The sequence below is a fragment of the Spirosoma fluviale genome (assembly GCF_900230225.1).
Classification (GTDB): Bacteria; Bacteroidota; Bacteroidia; order Cytophagales; family Spirosomataceae; genus Spirosoma; species Spirosoma fluviale.
This window is the reverse complement of record NZ_OCNH01000003.1, coordinates 827,944-845,116: the sequence shown is the minus strand read 5'-3', so window position 1 is coordinate 845,116 and position 17,173 is coordinate 827,944. Positions and strand designations below refer to the sequence as shown.

12 protein-coding genes are annotated in these 17,173 nt (G+C 49.4%); 5 read left to right on the top strand and 7 right to left on the bottom strand.

What is annotated here, in order from left to right:
* Positions 1-68: 68 nt before the first annotated feature.
* A complete protein-coding gene (locus CRO74_RS19545) occupies positions 69-500 on the bottom strand; it encodes a DUF1810 domain-containing protein (protein WP_097128072.1) in 432 nt (143 codons plus the stop codon).
* 1,194 nt (positions 501-1,694) lie between these two features.
* Here CRO74_RS19545 and CRO74_RS19540 point away from each other — a divergent pair.
* The gene (locus CRO74_RS19540) at positions 1,695-2,351 is read left to right on the top strand and encodes a YdcF family protein (protein ID WP_097128071.1); all 657 of its coding nucleotides are present in this window, start codon (positions 1,695-1,697) and stop codon (positions 2,349-2,351) included.
* Between the two features lie 14 nt (positions 2,352-2,365).
* On the opposite strand, the gene CRO74_RS19535 is transcribed toward CRO74_RS19540, so the two are convergent.
* A complete protein-coding gene (locus CRO74_RS19535; RefSeq protein WP_179830252.1) occupies positions 2,366-2,764 on the bottom strand; it encodes an OmpA family protein in 399 nt (132 codons plus the stop codon).
* A 206-nt stretch (positions 2,765-2,970) separates the two neighbouring features.
* Complete coding sequence (locus tag CRO74_RS19530) at positions 2,971-4,572, bottom strand: DUF5060 domain-containing protein (RefSeq protein ID WP_097128068.1); 1,602 nt, start codon at positions 4,570-4,572, stop codon at positions 2,971-2,973.
* A 250-nt stretch (positions 4,573-4,822) separates the two neighbouring features.
* Here CRO74_RS19530 and CRO74_RS19525 point away from each other — a divergent pair, with 250 nt between their 5' ends.
* Positions 4,823-5,845, top strand: coding sequence for a LacI family DNA-binding transcriptional regulator (locus tag CRO74_RS19525; protein WP_097128066.1), 1,023 nt, complete (start codon positions 4,823-4,825; stop codon positions 5,843-5,845).
* 12 nt (positions 5,846-5,857) lie between these two features.
* Here the strand turns inward: CRO74_RS19525 and CRO74_RS19520 are convergent, their stop codons facing one another.
* Entirely contained in the window at positions 5,858-8,980 is a 3,123-nt protein-coding gene (locus CRO74_RS19520; protein ID WP_097128064.1) for a sensor histidine kinase, read from the bottom strand.
* On the opposite strand from CRO74_RS19520, the gene CRO74_RS32240 reads away from it, so the two are divergent.
* The 3 genes from CRO74_RS32240 (at position 8,979) to CRO74_RS19510 (ending at position 12,395) form a co-directional block, all read left to right on the top strand.
* Complete coding sequence (locus CRO74_RS32240; protein ID WP_262508234.1) at positions 8,979-9,107, top strand: hypothetical protein; 129 nt, start codon at positions 8,979-8,981, stop codon at positions 9,105-9,107. The two genes, CRO74_RS19520 and CRO74_RS32240, sit on opposite strands and share 2 nt — an antisense overlap.
* Before the next feature lie 545 nt (positions 9,108-9,652).
* Positions 9,653-11,047, top strand: a complete 1,395-nt coding sequence (locus tag CRO74_RS19515) for a DUF3500 domain-containing protein (RefSeq protein ID WP_097128063.1) — start codon at positions 9,653-9,655, stop codon at positions 11,045-11,047.
* Between the two features lie 16 nt (positions 11,048-11,063).
* Complete coding sequence (locus CRO74_RS19510; protein WP_317042401.1) at positions 11,064-12,395, top strand: HupE/UreJ family protein; 1,332 nt, start codon at positions 11,064-11,066, stop codon at positions 12,393-12,395.
* Between the two features lie 42 nt (positions 12,396-12,437).
* Here the strand turns inward: CRO74_RS19510 and CRO74_RS19505 are convergent, their stop codons facing one another.
* From CRO74_RS19505 to CRO74_RS19495, 3 genes are all read right to left on the bottom strand, one after another.
* Positions 12,438-13,352, bottom strand: coding sequence for a helix-turn-helix domain-containing protein (locus CRO74_RS19505; RefSeq protein ID WP_097128061.1), 915 nt, complete (start codon positions 13,350-13,352; stop codon positions 12,438-12,440).
* A gap of 194 nt (positions 13,353-13,546) precedes the next feature.
* On the bottom strand, positions 13,547-13,963 hold the full coding sequence (locus tag CRO74_RS19500) for a response regulator (RefSeq protein WP_179830251.1): 417 nt from the start codon (positions 13,961-13,963) through the stop codon (positions 13,547-13,549).
* Positions 13,964-14,047: 84 nt separating this feature from the next.
* Positions 14,048-16,831: a response regulator gene (locus CRO74_RS19495; protein ID WP_097128057.1), complete on the bottom strand. Its 2,784-nt coding sequence runs from the start codon at positions 16,829-16,831 to the stop codon at positions 14,048-14,050.
* Between the last annotated feature and the right edge of the window lie 342 nt (positions 16,832-17,173).

Genomic DNA, 17,173 nt, shown 5'->3' with positions numbered 1-17,173 from the left:
CCCGGCCAGCCGGGTTTATGCTACCTCAATACGGTTTCTTCGCTCTTTTGCCTGGGCTTTTATTGGGCTTATCGTCCATTCCCTAAAATAGCCAGGGTTCGGGAATCGGGCGCACCGGCATAGTATTTGGCCAGAACAGCCTGAAATACCGGGTCTGTTGGAGTCAATGCACCGAAGAGCGTCATACTGGAGCTTAATTTCACATCGTCCGGACTGCCCAGAAGCTGATGGGCAGTTTTTCCTTCAATGGCCAGCAACGCCTGCGAAATCTCCCGCAGCCGACTCCCTAAAACAGGGTGAGACAGGTAGCGTTGAGCCTCGTCCAGATCCCGAATCGAGTAAAACTTCGCGGTTTCACTAAAACCCAGGCCCGCAATCTGGGGGAAGATGTACCACATCCAATGGCTTTGCTTTCGCCCGTTCTTTATCTCCGTCAGCGCTCGGGCATAGTCGTTCTCCTGGGCGTCTAGAAATCGCGTGAGGCTCGATTCCGGTGTCATACTAAGTCAATTTAATGCCTGGTTAAATTCAACAAAAAAGCCCCGGTAGAAGATGACTACCGGGGCAAAAGTTACATAACAGTTTATAAACGCAGCATAAGCTTCTTTATTGTGCAGTATGAAATGAGAAGTGCTCTATTTTTCACTTTATTCTTCTGTTGTGTAATGAAGGTTTATCCCATTGACGCCCCAACAGCTGCATTAGGTTTGTAGTGGAGCTAACTAGTTTGGTCTATGGTTTAGCTCATCACTGGCTTTCCAATATTTGGAATCAGTCGATCAACAGTCCTACAATCCTGAATCAATGCAAAGTGAGTTACTGGTATTGTTTCAGAAAGAATAGATAGTTTTACCTGCCTCAATGTACTGGCATACCCCAGCCTTACCGTATTACATATGCACAAAACCAACTGACTTTCAGTTAGTTAATAAATAGTAAAAATACCCCACGGTATACGTACAATTACTTAAGCATTTGAAAATAAGCATTGGTGAACAAATCGACCGGCGAAATCAATATTGGACAAATAACTTAAAAATAAGGTTTCGGGATGCTATTTGTGAATTTTTTGGCTGTTTTTGACGGTCCGACTGCCCACTTTACCTCTACGCAAGTCAGGTTAGTTGCCTAAAACACCTGTTTTTAGATGGTTTTAGTCCATATTTTGGCCATATTTTCCATAAAATGGAACATTATTCCTCGTAAATAGTCGTCAGGAAAACTTACCAACTCAACTATTGCCGTTAACAAAGAAAATTATACTACTGATTATCAGTTAATTGACCCAATAAACTTATTTTTTAATTAATTTTGGCCTGCGTAGATTGCAATTTTGGCCCGTTGAGAAAAAACTGGTCTCATTCTTGCTAAATACTAGTTAACATATTAGATCATATTATGGTGAAAGAGTTCCTCTACTTAGAAGAACTCTTTTTTGTTTTACAACGAATCTACCCAACACATTAATCCATTAACTTACATTTCCTGGTAGCTGTTTAAAAGTTACAGGAAGTGTCCAGGCATTAAAACGGCCACTTCAGGAGGAAAGGCCCTGATACTACCAGTTAACTTTTTCATAGTCCCTTCCCAATAACCGCTTCGAAGCCCTAAATTCGCTCTTTTAAGATCGGGTTTACTGTACTGGCCGGACGGTACCGGCATCGATTGTACAGGAGTTGTTCGTTAAACGTCAGATGACAGATTACATACGCGACTTAGCGGTAAAGCTTTGGGATTACCACCACACCAATCATCAACTGGAGAAGGCAGATGCTATTCTCGTGCTTTGTAGCCACGACACACGAGTTGCCGAACGGGGAGCAGAGTTGTTTCTGGAAGGCTGGGCACCACTTTTGATTTTTTCGGGCGGGTTGGGCGTCATTACCCGGTTTATCTGGACAGAGCCGGAAGCCGATTTGTTTGCCCGGATTGCCCGAGACATGGGCGTCCCGGCCGACCGCATACTGATCGAGAATCGGTCTGCCAATACCGGCGAAAACGTATCCTTCACAAGGCAACTCCTGGCCGAGCGCAACCTCGCCCCCGAGACATTTATTGTTGTACAAAAGCCCTACATGGAACGACGGAGTTTTGCAACGTTTAGACAAGTGTGGCCCGAAAAACAACTAATCGTTACCTCTCCACAGGATTCGTTCGACACTTATTTAAGTCATTACTCAAATCCGGAATTAACGCCCGATGATATAGTAAGCATTATGGTTGGTGATTTGCAGCGGATCAAAATCTACCCGGACAAAGGCTTCCAGATTCCACAGGAGATACCGGCGGATGTTTGGGCGGCTTACGAAGCGCTGGTCAACGCTGGGTACAACCAACATCTGGCTTCCTGATAATCCGGCGAAAATTACCGGGGCAACAGCTGGACAACAACTCGCCTACCAATTGTTGCTACCGGGGTCGAATGATCTCCTGATGCGTTTATGTCAGGCCCTTCCCAGTTGACAACGATCCGGCCTTTGTCTACACCGCGCTGTTTCAGGTAATCGGCCACCCCTTTGGCCCGATACTCAGCCAAAACCAGGTTTAATTCACGCTTTCCCACATTATCGGTGTAACCGGTCACGGTGGCTACCAACGTCGGTTGTCGCACGAGTAGCTGAGCCAGGGAGTCCAAAGTTGTTTTTACACCGGGCCGTAGAGCAGGACTGCTTTGATCGAAATACAGAATGGTAACACTCAGCGGAAGCATAGCCCCGGTTTGGGACGGTAGTTGAGCCTGTGTATCGGCACATGGGGAAGTCATCAAAAACAACAGACAACCGGCCAGTCTAAGGGTAAATTTAGACCGGACGGCTAGTAGCAGCGCCTTCATGAATCTACTTAACCAGTGGCATTTTTGCAAAAAGAGCATACCAATCAATACGTTGTGCTAGTGCCGGTTGGAGTTTATAAATCGATAACCTTCGTTTATTGGATGGCACGATTTCACCGTGGTCAGTCGCGATTTCGTTACTTTATTTCAGTTATCCGCAGGGCCATGTACGGCTTAAGCGGAAGCTTCACTTTTTTGAGTTCTTTATCAAAAAGTCGGTAGTCGTTTTCGCTGGCTGTTTCAAAAAGTTGTGGGTGCGTCTGGATAGTCATATCCCAGGTATCGATTAGTTCGACTTTAAACCGGACACCTGCCGTTAATTTCTTGTAAACATCATTTTTGGCAGGGAGGTTAAACAGCCAGTTCTCCATCATATGTTTTCCAAAATAAACCAAATAGTACCCATCTCCGGCGGTAGCGGTTACATTATCCCGGCTAACATCCGACAGGCGGAGTGGAGTTGGGAATGCTTCGAGAATAGTTCTGAGGAAGGCGATTCGTTTCCAGCTTGTGCCTTTAAATTCCCCGCCTTTTGCCCAGAAAATCGTGTCGGATGGGTTAACCATGTAACATTCCCCATGAGTAACATAGGTCCCGCCCAGGACCCCATTCCAGACCAGATAGGTCATTTCTTCGGGGCTGTACCGGCCCCAGCGGGACTTAAGATTCCCTTCATAGCCTACCTCATCAGAAATAATCGGTTTGTGGTAAATATGCCGGAGCATAGCGGCTGCATTTGGGGATTGAACCGGTGTTTCATCCTGAATACTCACATGCGTAAACGCCGGATTTCGGTAATCATAGTAGGTGGCCGTAGCGCCATGTATAGAACAAAGGTGCCCGTAAGGGTCATTCCGGGCAATGGTTTTTGCCAGCAGGTCCCAATCTTCTACGGTTTTACTTTTTACGTAATCCCACTCATTCGCAACGGACCACCAAACATTTTTGTACGAGGCCAATCGGGCAATCAGGTAGTTGAGGTACCGTATGTTCACCTCATTCGGCATGGCATCGAACCCCCAGCGTCCTTTATCGTAGGGATGAAAAAGAATCAAATCGGCTTCGATCCCCAATTTGTCCAGGTCATCGACCCGTTTCTCCAGATGCTGAAAAAAAGCCGGGTTAAACGTGTCGAAATCCCAAACGACCTGGTCTTTTCCGGCAGCATCTTTTTTCAATTCCCTGACGGTAAACGGAAATAGCTCCGGTTCTTCTTTTACCAGCTCGTAATTTTTGGGGAATACGCACATGCGCAGTTTGTTGAAGCCAGATTTTTTTAATGTGCTGAGGGTAATTTCCTGCGTCCCCTTTCCCATGTGAGTCCAGGCATACGCCGTTGTGCCAAATGGGTAATAGGCTTTCCCGTTAGCATAACTGAAATTATAGGTGTCGCTGACGCGAACAATTCCGAAATTACCTTTCGTGGCTTTGACGCACGTAAAAGTACCTTTCCGATTGTTCAGCCCGGCGATGCTGCTAGTGGTTCGGTAGGTCCATTTACCAGTTTTCTGGGGCATGAACCGAATTTTAAACGTATCGTTTCCATCATAGAAGCCCGAAACAGCATAGGTAGTATCGCCGGTCGAAAACTCAGCGGTTAGGGTTACCCTGGTAAACGCATTTTTAGGCGATTTCTCCCTAAGAATTAACTCAAAGCGGCCCCATTGCTCAACTTCCTGAGCATATAATGGTCCCCCCAAAAAAAGGCTGAAGAGTATCAGGAACAGTCTGTAGTACATACGTAGTCGCTATCAGAAAAAAGGGAAAGAGTAGTTTACCTGCAAAAAACCAAAAAAGTACCAGCTAAACCGCTTCTACACTAAAATTACCTTGACTTCCGGCCATATGAAGCATTGCTTTCAGCTGCACGATAGGCTGTGGGTTTCTGCCGGGAGCAGAATGCGCGAACGCTCCTGTAACGGAGGAGGTGGAGCAAGTAGAAACAGCGTGATCGTTCTTCGTGTAGTACCAAACGTCCTTACCCCGTTCATGAAGCGTCATCAAGTCACCATTATTGATATTGCCCGTCAGCTAAACCTATCGAAGTCAACCGTTTCGCGGGCACTGACCGGCCATGCATCGGTAAAAGAAGAGACCAGGCAGGCGGTACTAACCCTCGCCAGAGCGTTAGATTATCAGCGCAACATGCTGGCCATCAACCTATCATCGAGCCAGAGCAAAACGATTGGCATAATCGTACCGGAGTTCGTGACGTCCTTTTTCCCCGTTGTTATTATGGGCGCGCAGGAAATTGCGGACCAGGCCGGGTACACGGTCCTGATCTGCCAGTCGAATGAGAGCTATGAAACAGAAGTGGCCAATGCCCGGGCAATGCTTGCCAATCGGGTGGATGGCGTGCTGGTATCGCTGACGCGTGAAACGAGGAATTTTGATCACCTTGCGGTGTTTCAGCGGAAAGCGATTCCCCTGGTATTTTTCAACCGGATTTGCTACGATATCGACGTACCGAAAGTCGTTGTCGACGATTACGAAGGTGCCTTTAAGGCCACGGAGCACCTGATTCAGGTTGGTAAACGACGCATTGCTCATCTGGCCGGGCCCATGTCGCTCTACATCAGCCGCAAACGGCTGGAGGGTTATAAAGATGCCCTACGGAAACACAATCTCCCCATTATCGACGACCTGATTATCAGCTATGATTTGAATCTGGATCGGGCCAAAATTTACGTGAATTACCTGCTCGACCTACCCGAACCGCCAGATGCCCTGTTTGCCGTCAACGACCCAACCGCCCTCGAAGCCCTGAAGATCATTAAAGCACAGGGGCTTTCGGTACCAGACCAGATAGCGGTCGTTGGGTTCAGTAATGATTATGGTTCATCGTTGATCGAACCGGGGCTCACAACCATTGCACAGCCCACGCGGGATATTGGGCGCGTGGCGGCTCAGTTACTGCTGGAACAGATTGACTCGGAAACGACCAGTTGGAAACCCATAACCAGAGTTCTGAAGACTGAGCTTATTGTACGAGGCTCCACCGTAAAACCCTGAACAATAAACCGGTTAATTAAGCTCACTACCCCCCCGCAAAGTAATGAGAAAGGTAGTACCTACTCCTTCCGTACTCTCAACGTCAATTGTCCCCCCAAGCAGATCGACGTATTCTTTGCAGATAGCCAGCCCCAGCCCGGTCCCTTTGATCTGACCAACATTACTGGCGCGGAAGAACTTACCAAACAAAAAGGGCAGGTCTTTCGCCGGAATACCAAACCCCTTATCCTGAATCGCCAGGGTAACGTTGGTGTGACAGAAACGAATGGTTAAACGGGGATTCCAGGTCGAATACTTAAACGCGTTGGAGAGTAAGTTCAGCAGTACATGACTCAGTAACGTTTTATCGGACTGTATCGATACGGGCAGACCAACAGAGGACAATTCTACCTGACGGCCATCGGACCGATCCGAAAACGTAGCACCAACCAGCTCCTGACAAAGGGAAACAACATCGATTTCTTCCAGATCAGTTGCTACTTTACCTTCCTCAATCTTACTTAGTGTCAGGGTATCGACAATCAGTTCATCTAACGAAGTAACCTGTCTCAAAATTGAATCCGCATGTTTATTAATCAGGACTGGAGACGAAGGTGCGGTGCTCAGGGAGGTATAATAGCGAATTAACTCTACACTGGAACTAATGGCCATCAGGGGCGTCCGGAACTGATGCGAAGCGGTCGCAATAAACTGCGACTTTAACACATTCAAGGCCCGTTCCTTAGCCAGTGATTCTTCCAGAATCTGCTCTTTTTCGATGACCGCCGTGATGTCACTGGCTACGCCTAACCTGCGCATGGGTCTGCCCGCTTCATCTGTCAATAGAAATACCCGGGCACTTAGCCAGCGAAGAGTTCCGTTCAGATGGCGCACCCGAAACTGAAAGTCCGTTCCGGGCTCATTGTTCATAAAGGCCGCCAGTATAACCGCCCGATCGTCTTCATGAATGAAGTCGGCAAAAATTAAGGGATTCTGGTATAATTCAGCCACGCTAACGCCACTGAACTTCTCGAAAGACGGGTTCATATACAGAAACTTCGGCGAGTGCAGGTCCCTGATCCAGTACAACTCATCGACGTTTTCGGCGATTTCGCGGAAACGCTGCTCACTGTCGCGTAATATCTCTTCAGTCTGTTTCCGGTCGGTGATGTCGGTTAATGTACCCGTGGTGCCGGTTAGTTCATCCTGTTCATTGAGGGTTACCTGAGAAAAGACCTCAACCCAGCGATACCCGCCCGATTTATGGATGTAACGAACCTCATGCCGACAGTACGCTTTCTGTCGGGTTATCATCGGCTCAAAAAGCTGCTGGTTATGCTCCTGATCTTCGGCCAGCACGTAGTCAAGAAACAGCTTACCCAGCGATTCCTGAACGCTAAAGCCGGTAATGGTTTCCCAGGCGGGGTTAAGATACGTCCATAAACCGGCGGTATCGGTCTGAAAGACGGCCTCTTTCATGCTATTGACCAGCGTACGATACCGATGTTCACTCTCCTCAAGGGCAAGCTGCGATTGGCGCAGCGTCGTTCGGTCGGCCACTACACCCACCACTTGCGGAACAGAACCCGTTTCGCTGTGCGTAAGCAGGCCGTCTACCTTGAGAAAATGGATGGCCTGTGTGGTTGGCAAAATGATGCGAAATTCTATATCAAGCACCCGTTTCCCCCGTTTGATTTCCAGGAGGGCTTGCTTCAGATACGGTAGATCGGCGGGATGAGTCAACTGGAGCACTTGCCCGATCCGGTAAAAACCAGCCTGTTCGGGCGTATTGAAATATGAAGAAAAATGGACTTCCAGTTCCAGGTTATCGGTAGCCAGATTCCATTCCCAGATACCGAGTTTACCCGCTTTTATCGCTAACTGGCTGCGCTGCTGAGCCTGTATCAGGGCTGCTTCAACCGTTTTCAGGGGAGAAATGTCTGTAGCGATGTCTACAAAGCCCATCAGATCGTCCTGATCGTCATACAGCCCACTCACGGTGGCCAATACCGGAATCCGTCGGCCATCTTTGGTGAGCAGCGTATTTTCCCGACGTATAAAGTTGTGCTGGGTCGCATACGCTGTAACGACGTCTTCACCCACCAGCGATTGGTCATTTAAGGTCTCTTTCAGTTGGTCAAGTTGCTGCTGATGAACCGATGGATCACGCAGAAATCCGGGTGTAACTTTGTCAATCAGCTCATCGGCCCCGTAACCCGTCAGCGCTTCCATGGCCGGGTTTACCAATTGAATAATCCCTTTAGTATCCGTTGCTGTAATACCCAGACCGGCATGAGTCAGGATGGCGCGCTGGAACGCCGATAACTGACGTACCTGAGACGTGCGTTCGGCAACGCGCTGCTCCAGCTCCCGGTTAGCCTGACGCAATTGTTCTTCAATCTGCTTGAGGTGAGTGATATCCTGGACACTGAATAGCACATCGCTACCCACCCGAACGAGGGTGAAATCCCCCCAGAAAGCACCCGAGGGTAGCTCATCCAGAATTTCGAAGCGCTGGCTTGTACCAGTAAGGACTACACGCACCATCGTGTCAAAGACACCATTAGCCAGCAAATGCGGAAACAGGACCGACAGCCGATTTCCCAACATGGTTTCCTGCGGTAATCCGGTAATGACCGCACTTTGTGGATTGTTGAGTACATACCGAAAATCAACGATGGTACCCGCCTGCCAGATGGGACGCAGCAAGGCTAAACCAGTTGGACTGGTCTGGATAACCGCCTGCAACAACTGATTGGTTTCCTGAAGGGTACTGATGGGGAGATCAGTAGACTGTTCACCAGGCATACTGACCACTGGCTGTAGACTAAATACCAGTTGATCATCCCCCCGTACTGTGCAGGCCTGAAACCAGCGGTTTGTATGGGGAAATTTCACGTACTGTTTTAGAGCCTCGCCGGTTCGATACACAGTCAGCAACTGCTCTTTCCACTCGTTTTGAGGAACCCAGAACACAAACGGGTCGAGGGGCTGCTCAAGAAGCTGATCGATGGTGGTACTCAATACCTGAGCCAGGGTAGTATTAACCTGCTGGCATTGAAAAGTGGTGGATAGGTGGTCTTGATTTTGTACGGGCTTCAGGTAAGCAATACCCAAAGACAGCGTATCAAACCAAGGTTCTGGAAGCGTAATCATGGTTACTCAAATAGTTCACGTTCGTCGGCTACGGCCAGTAATTCAGCAGCCTGTTCGCCTGGTAGGTGGGCCACACAACACACAGCGACCCGGTAAGTACCTGAAAGAAATCCGATTCGTTGAATAAGTTGAGCAGTAAACGAATACTCTGAAAGATTGACGAATAATGAGTCCTGGCAGAACCAGGAAAACGATGCGTATAATCTTAATCGTTTGGCAAGAATGCCAGGAAATAGCAATAATGTAGAAATGGGTAATAACCTGGCTAATACTAAAGAATATAAATGGCGCAGTTGTCTTTAGTCAATTTCCTACTAGTTACACACTAACAAATGTACTAACTTAAATCATACAGCATACCTCTACAAATATACATTTATCATATTTAACAAACCACAAGGTAATATTTAATCGATAGTTAATATCTAAATGCCAGATTGGTAAACTATGGCTGGTGGACTAATTTAGTCTACGTCCTGAAAACACAGAATCGTTCTTCACTTTTGTACACTGTATAGCCAACGGGTTTGTACCTACCTGACACCAACCTGACCCGCTATCAGGAAAAGGTTAGAAAAGTAGCCAACTGTGTTCGATATGTATCCAGTCAGGGAGCAACATAGACGTTAGCCCAGACGTACTGTTAAGTAACTATACCATGATAATAAAACCATGCGGACTCCATTATCAGCCCTCGTCAGTATCCTGCTTATCAGTCTTTTGACAATTCTGGCATGCCAGAAAAACGAACCAACCGTAACACCATCGTCGGCCACGGTTTCTACTCTATCCTGTGCATCGGCTGCGTATTCAGCAACAGCAGCCAGCGGCACGGCTTACACAGCTACCGCTACAGTACCCTATACCAGCGGCAACGGCGTTGCGTATGCTGCCGGTAGCGCCATTGCCTCAACGGGCATTACCGGACTGAACGCGACGCTACAAGCGGGTACGTTGGCGTCTGGCACCGGTAACCTGACCTTCGCCATCAGCGGTACGCCTTCCGGAGCCGGTACGGCTACGTTTCCGTTTACCTTTGGTGGGCAAAGCTGTAGTCTTGCTTTGCCTGTTGGCGCACCGGGCTCAGGCACTGCCGTTACCACAAACTGCTCATCGGCAACGGGACTCGCCCAGGTCGTTTGCCTCGCCGAAGCCTTCAAAGCCACGTTAACCGCTACGCAGTTAGCTACTGTACAGTTGACGTATACTAAAACCAACGCCGTTCGCTGGTCGAACCTACCGGAAGGTCTTTATCGCAACCGGGTTGGCATCAGCTGGGGTTCGCTCTCGGCAACTCAGCTCACGGCAGCCAGAGCGTTGATCGCTGCGGTGCTGGCGCAGAGCGTCAATAACGAGGGCTTCGACGAGATGGAAGGCAATCTGGTTGCCGATGACTATCTGGCCACCAATGGCGGTGGGTCGGAGTATGGGCGAGGCAATTATTACATGGCTTTTCTGGGTACGCCCAGCACGACCGGATTATGGGAGCTTCAGTTTGGCGGTCACCACTATACGCTGGCCAACACCTACAATGGCGGCAAAACAACCGGCGTAACCCCCTCGTTCCGGGCGGTAGAGCCGATGGCCGCCGTAACGGCAAACAACCGAACCTACCAGCCGGTTGAGCAGGAGCGCCAGGCGTTTGCTACACTGCTGGCCGCACTAAGCACCAGCGAACAGGCAACGGCCAAACTAACCACCACGTTTACAGATATTTTGCTCGGTCCCGGCAAAGACGCCCAATTCCCGGCTACCAAATCGGGGCTGAAAGTGGGCAATCTGGATGCCACAAAGAAGGCGCTGGTTCTGAACACCATTAAGCTGTATGTCAACGACCTGGACAGTGAGACGGCGGCTGCGGTGCTGGCTAAATACACGGCAGATCTGGATAATACGTACCTAGCCTACTCAGGTACCGGCACCATGTCGACCCAGAACGACTACGTGCGGCTGGATGGGCCCGGCGTCTGGATCGAGTATTCATCGCAGGGGGGTATTATCATCCGGAACACGCCACACCCGCACTCGGTCTGGCGCGACCACACCAGCGATTATGGTGGCAACTAACCTAACCGACCTTTTTGTGAAACAACGACCGTATTTCATCAGCCGTCCCTCCGGGTGGCTGATGATTTTTCTCCTAAGCGTACTGGTTTCAGGCTTACCAACCACGTCAAGCGCGCACCCGATGCCTAACTCGGTAGTCCTGCTCAACATCCACACCGACCGGATCGACGCGGAGGTGCAGATTCCGCTGAACGAACTACAGGCCGCGTTTGGCCATACCGTCAACGATTCGTCGGCCGGGTTGGTAGCCCGGCTTGGCCCTCAGTTGAAGGCTTATTTACTCCAGCATATCCGACCAAAAAGCACCGACGATCGTCCGTGGATCGTATCGGTGGATGGTCTGGCTGTTCATGAAACCCGTAACCCAATTAACGGCGTGTATCGGGAATTGATAGCGCAGGTTCGGCTGACTCCCCCGGTTGGTGAGCCGGTTCGGCGGTTCGTTTTTCACTATGATGCCGTGCTGCATCAGGTAGTGACCCACAAGATTCTGGTATCGGTTCGCCAGGACTGGGCGCGTGGGCAGGTAGCCGATGAGCAAACGGCCCAGGTGGGCGTTATCGAACTGGACATTGTAAATAACCGAATCCTCCCCTTGCCCATCAGCCTCGAATCGGGTAGTGTCTGGATGGGGTTTCAGTCCATGATTACGCTGGGGATGCGCCACATTTCGGACGGCACCGACCACCTGCTGTTTCTATTGGTGCTTTTATTGCCCGCGCCCTTGCTGGTTTCTGGTGGATCGGGCCAACGATTCGACTGGGGCCGGTTTGGCGGGGTTCGTTATAGTCTAAAGCAACTGGTATCAATTGTCACGGCCTTTACCCTTGGTCACTCCCTCACGCTATTGTTAGGGTCGTTAGGCTGGCTCCGGTTACCATCCCAGCCGGTCGAAATACTGATTGCCATATCTATTCTGGTATCGGCCATCCATGCGTTTCGGCCCCTGTTTCCGGGTCGCGAGCCTTGGGTGGCGGCTGGTTTCGGCCTGGTTCATGGGCTGGCCTTTGCCAGTATACTGGCGAATCTGCAACTTGATACAGTCCCAATGGCACTGAGCATACTGGGTTTCAACCTGGGCATCGAGCTCATGCAATTGGTCGTCATCGGCCTCACCATTCCCTGGCTTATTTTGTTGAGTCAAACTGCCCTCTACTCGGCCGTACGAATTTCCGGGGCCGTTTTGGCGGGAGTAGCGGCCCTGGCCTGGGTCATTGAGCGCGTGTCGGGCAACGCGAACGGGGTCACCGAGCTTATTGAACACGTAGCGAATGGGGCACCCTGGCTGCTGTTGGGTCTGGCCTTACTTGCGGTAATGACATGGGGGCGGTTGCGGGCGTCGGCATGAGGCATTCGATAGGGCCTGCTCACTTCCATCAACGCTCAGTTTTCAATTGAATGAAGTCCGAAATTCCAGCGGGGAGAAGTTGGTTTTGCTTTTGAATAACTTGCTGAACGACTGCGAATGCTCGAACCCAAGGGCATAAGCAATCTCATTGACGGTTAAATCGGTGGTCGATAACTTCTCTTTGGCTTTTTCGATCAATTTATCGTGAATGTGCTGCTGGGTGCTTTGCCCTGTCAGCATCTTCAGCAGGGCGCTCAGGTAATTAGGCGATACGTTCAGGGCGTCGGCAATGGACTGCACCGTCGGCAGTCCATTTTCGGCTACGGCATCGCTGTTGAAATAGTCCGTCAGAATGCTCTCCAACCGATCGAGGAGTTTGTGGTTGGTGATCTTTCGGGTGATAAACTGCCGATGGTGAAACCGGTCGGCATAGGTCAGCAACAGCTCAAGCTGAGCAATCAATACATCCTGACTGAAGGTATCGATGTTGGAGCGGTATTCCTGATCCAGGTTCTGGATAATACCCGTCACAATGGTTTCCTCTTTCTCCGACAGATGCAGCGCTTCGTGGACGGCATAGCTGAAGTATTCGTACTGCTTTATCTTTTTGGCTAAGGGCGTATTCCACAAAAAATCGGGGTGGATCAGCAGCAGCCAGCCCGTATGGGTCAATGCCGTATCGGCCTCGATGGTAAACACCTGTCCGGGCGAAATAAAGATCATCAGCCCTTCGTCAAAATCGTATTCCTGCTGGCCATACTTCATCTTGCCGTTGAAATTCCGCTTGAGCGCAATGGTATAAAAATCCTGAATAATGCTGGTCGACTGATCGCACGATATGCGTTTAATCGCTTCAAAATTCACAACGCTGATTAACGGATGCTCCGGCTTCGGCAAATCCCGGAGCTGGTGATAGTCCGTGATGGTTTTAATCCGGAGTGGCTGGAGGTTTTTCATTGGCTAACGACTAGAGGATTTGACGAGATGTGGCTGAGTGTGATTTTTGAGATTATTTTGTCTCTGGCCTGAGCCAGATAGCCCTGACAAGGCTTTTCTGCGAGAAAAAGAGGTGTATACACCGTAGGTTTAGAGACACTACACCACACTTAACCTTACTATTTACGGTAGTCAACTAGCGATATAAGGCAACATTAAGTCAATGCCAGGATGATTTTCAATAACGGCTCGGACTGAAGCGGCTTGGTCAAAACGCCATTCAGACCGTAGTCTTGTATATGCTGATCGATAGCCAGGTTTGTATCGGCCGTAAGCGCAATAATGGGGATCGTTTCGCCCCGTTCCCGCATGCGCCGGGCCGACTCGTAGCCATCCATAACGGGCATCTGCAAATCCATCAGTACCAGCTTATGCTTGGCGGGATCTAGTATATTCAACGCATCCTGCCCATTGCCGGCAACATCAACGGAGCCACCCCAACCTTCCAGAAGCCGTCGGGCAAAAAGCACATTAAGTGGATAATCTTCCACCAGCAGAATACATATACCCGATAATGGCTTGCCTTTAAGTTGACCTGTTCGTTGTGAATCAGGCATTTGTGGCTCATTCATCCTGTCTTTTAGTAATAAACCCAACATTTCGTATTTCCCTGCTACCCCACATCAACTCCGCCCCTATGCTTTTACAGCAAACCCTTAGTCGGTTACACTGTCTTTCTGCAAATTCGATAAAGCCGTCTGCATCGCTGGCAGTTCGGCTTCGATCGCTGCCACATACTGTTTTATTAGCGAACTGATCTGAACGGGGTCGTTATTCGCAGCGAGCTGGGCTTCGAACGTGTCAATCAACTGGCTGATCTGTGTTAAGCCAAAGGTGCGAATGGGGACCTTCTGGGTATGGACCAGACGCGCAATCGTGACATTGTCGTTCTGCGCGATTGCCTGCTTAATCTGACCCAGTTCCTGGCTGGTTTGACTTAAAAACAGGTCTAATACCTCAGCCGCGAAAGCCGAATCATTATCTACTGAGAGCAATAGCGGTTCAAGGGCGAAACTTGTAACTGGCCTTTTCGCTGTTTTATCTGGTTCAGCCGGTGTCGCTTTCAGGGTAGAGGGGGTGTATTTCCGCATGATTCGCTGCAATTCATCGAGTTGAAACGGTTTAGGAATAAAGTCGTTCATACCGGCCTGCAGGCACTGTTCACGTTCACTGGCCAGGGCGTGGGCGGTCATGGCAATAATAGGTACCGAGCTTTGCAGGGTAGTCCGAATATAGCGGGTGGTGGTATAACCATCCATAATAGGCATCTGAATATCCATCAATATCAGATCGAAGTTGGTTACCTTCAGCAGATCGAGTGCCTCCTGCCCATTTTCAACAATTTGACTAGTGTAGCCCAATCGTTTAAGCACCTGCTGAGCCAGCTTTTGGTTGATCAGGTTATCTTCTACCACCAGGATACGGACATTCTGGGTAGCCGTCAGCTGGGGCTCGACCGATAGGTCAACCGTTGGTTCCTGCGGGTTAGCCGTCGGTTTGTAAGGAATTTCAAGGGTAAAACAGGAACCCTGACCGAGTGTACTCGAAACGGTGACCCAGCCCCCCTGCATCTCCGTAAGGGATTTGACGATACTCAGGCCCAGCCCCGTTCCTCCGTAGTACCGGGTAGTAAAATCATTGGCCTGACGGAATCGCTCAAAAATATACGGCAACACCTCCGGCGCCATGCCGATGCCCGTGTCCTGCACCGAAAAACGTACGCGTATCGAGTCAGCCGTTTCGCCTACGTTGACAATGCGGGCGATTACACTACCCTGCTGGGTAAATTTGACTGCATTGCTAAGCAAATTGAGCAGGATCTGGGTTAGCCGGGTTGGGTCGCCCAGAACAATAGCTGGCAGGGTTGGATCTATCTCGACCACAAGTGACAGATTTTTCTCTGTGGCTACCGGCAGAATCATGGTTCGAATCGAATCGGCCAGCGAGCCCAGACTGAACGGAATGATCTCTAACGGAAGCATACCGGCTTCAATTTTAGCAATATCCAGAATATCATTGACGATGGTGAGCAGGTTTTTGCCCGCCGTACGGATGTAATGCAGCGATTCTTTCTGCTCCTTATCGAGGGGAGCCGCTTCGAGCATCTCCGAGAAGCCGAGGATGGCATTGAGGGGCGTCCGAATCTCATGGCTCATATTGGCCAGGAACTGTTTTTCGGTATACCGCGCTTCGTTGAGTGCATAGGTAAACCGAAAGGCCAGTACCAGCGACTGTAGAAAAAAGAAGCCCAGATAGCCCGCAAACAGTTCTATCTGCAAGGGAGCCACAAAGCCAAAATACTGAATGAGGATTAGGGTAAAAACGGTAAGTAACAACCCCGTACTCATCAGCGAATAAGTTGCCCCCGGCCGCTTCCGGCGAAAAGCCATCCAGTACACATAGATGGCATAACCGATATAAGCGACCATCAACCCCAGGAACGCATCCATCAGGTGGGTAAACAGCATGGGCGGCAGCAACAGAACCGTTCCCAAAAACGCAAAACAGAGCCACGCCATCGCTCTGATAATAACGGGGTGCGTATCTCGGGGGTACAACGACTGGGTGTACTGGACAAACAATCCTATTGCCAGATACAGCGACCCATACTCTAAACGGATACTTATGTACCAGGGTATTTGCGGAAACAGCGTATGGAGAATGTAGTAATCCGTCCCCATTAACCGGTAGCTGTAGGCCAGACAGAACAAGCCATAATAGAGCATGGGACGATCCATTGAGCTAAACGCAAACAAGCCCAGGAAAAACAACCCGCTCATGAGGACAAAACCCGTCATAAACACCGCCATAGCCTGCTCTATGGCCAGATCAGAAGCCATCTTCGTTGACTCACCGATGGTAATGGCTTTTGTAGATCCCCCTTTAGCATGCTGGTAATTAGCCAGTTGTAGAAGAAGAGTAAGCGTATCGCCCGAAACAGGTAACGAAACCAATTGTGTTGACCAGTGAGGTATCGTTGTGGCGGCCGACGTAGTCGGGTTCCCATCGTGAGCCAGCTCCTTACCGTTGACAAAAAGCCGGTAAGCGGTATTTTGATCCGGTAGTTTTAACGAAAGTGGGCGGTGTCTGGCAGGCAATAAAATAATTAGTCCATAGGTAGCAAAACCCTGCCGTGGCAGAGCCTGCTGTTGCCAGGTACTGGCAGACCACTGTTGAGGGAAGTCGATATACTCCGCTGCCGATTCGGCCTGTTTTGGTGAACGAAGCTGATGCCAGTACCATTTCCATTGTCCGGTCAATTCAATGGTCTGGTCGGTGAGATCTACTTTTCTCAGATCAAGCGTACCGCGCCGGGCAAGGGGCTGCACGCCAGCTTCAGCGATAGAAGTGCCCAGAAACAGCACAAAGAACAAAAACAATAACTGCCTGAAGTTGATTAGATCAATTGGCCATAAACTCCGGGTTGTCGAGTAAGCCATTATAGTTAATAGTTTAATAAGCCAGCCAATATGATCCCAAGAATACGTTTGAACTGGTGACAGTACTACTATTGGCTATGCGGCACTGTCAATAATCTATGCGTAGCTAAATAGGGCTTGTAAATCGCTTTTTATGGCAAGCTTTAAATCAACTATAAAAGTAGCAACTAAAACAGCCTGTCTGGTAGCTGGATGGTATTTTCTTTAATCAATTCCAATTTTTATTAAAAACAAAGAACCAAATTAAATAAAACGATATACTTACCCGCAAAAAAAACAACACATATACCCTGTAGATATACTTAATACCTTCCGCTTATCTTATTAATTGAACATGGATCT

Coding starts and splice junctions, on each gene's coding strand:
- CRO74_RS19505 (WP_097128061.1), bottom strand. CDS start 13,352: ATGAAAAACCTCCAGCCACTCCGGATTAAAACCATCACGGACTATCAC.
- CRO74_RS19500 (WP_179830251.1), bottom strand. CDS start 13,963: ATGAATGAGCCACAAATGCCTGATTCACAACGAACAGGTCAACTTAAA.
- CRO74_RS19540 (WP_097128071.1), top strand. CDS start 1,695: ATGACAGATTACATACGCGACTTAGCGGTAAAGCTTTGGGATTACCAC.
- CRO74_RS19530 (WP_097128068.1), bottom strand. CDS start 4,572: ATGTACTACAGACTGTTCCTGATACTCTTCAGCCTTTTTTTGGGGGGA.
- CRO74_RS32240 (WP_262508234.1), top strand. CDS start 8,979: ATGGTTACTCAAATAGTTCACGTTCGTCGGCTACGGCCAGTAATTCAG.
- CRO74_RS19495 (WP_097128057.1), bottom strand. CDS start 16,831: ATGGCTTACTCGACAACCCGGAGTTTATGGCCAATTGATCTAATCAAC.
- CRO74_RS19535 (WP_179830252.1), bottom strand. CDS start 2,764: ATGACTTCCCCATGTGCCGATACACAGGCTCAACTACCGTCCCAAACC.
- CRO74_RS19520 (WP_097128064.1), bottom strand. CDS start 8,980: ATGATTACGCTTCCAGAACCTTGGTTTGATACGCTGTCTTTGGGTATT.
- CRO74_RS19545 (WP_097128072.1), bottom strand. CDS start 500: ATGACACCGGAATCGAGCCTCACGCGATTTCTAGACGCCCAGGAGAAC.
- CRO74_RS19515 (WP_097128063.1), top strand. CDS start 9,653: ATGCGGACTCCATTATCAGCCCTCGTCAGTATCCTGCTTATCAGTCTT.
- CRO74_RS19525 (WP_097128066.1), top strand. CDS start 4,823: ATGAAGCGTCATCAAGTCACCATTATTGATATTGCCCGTCAGCTAAAC.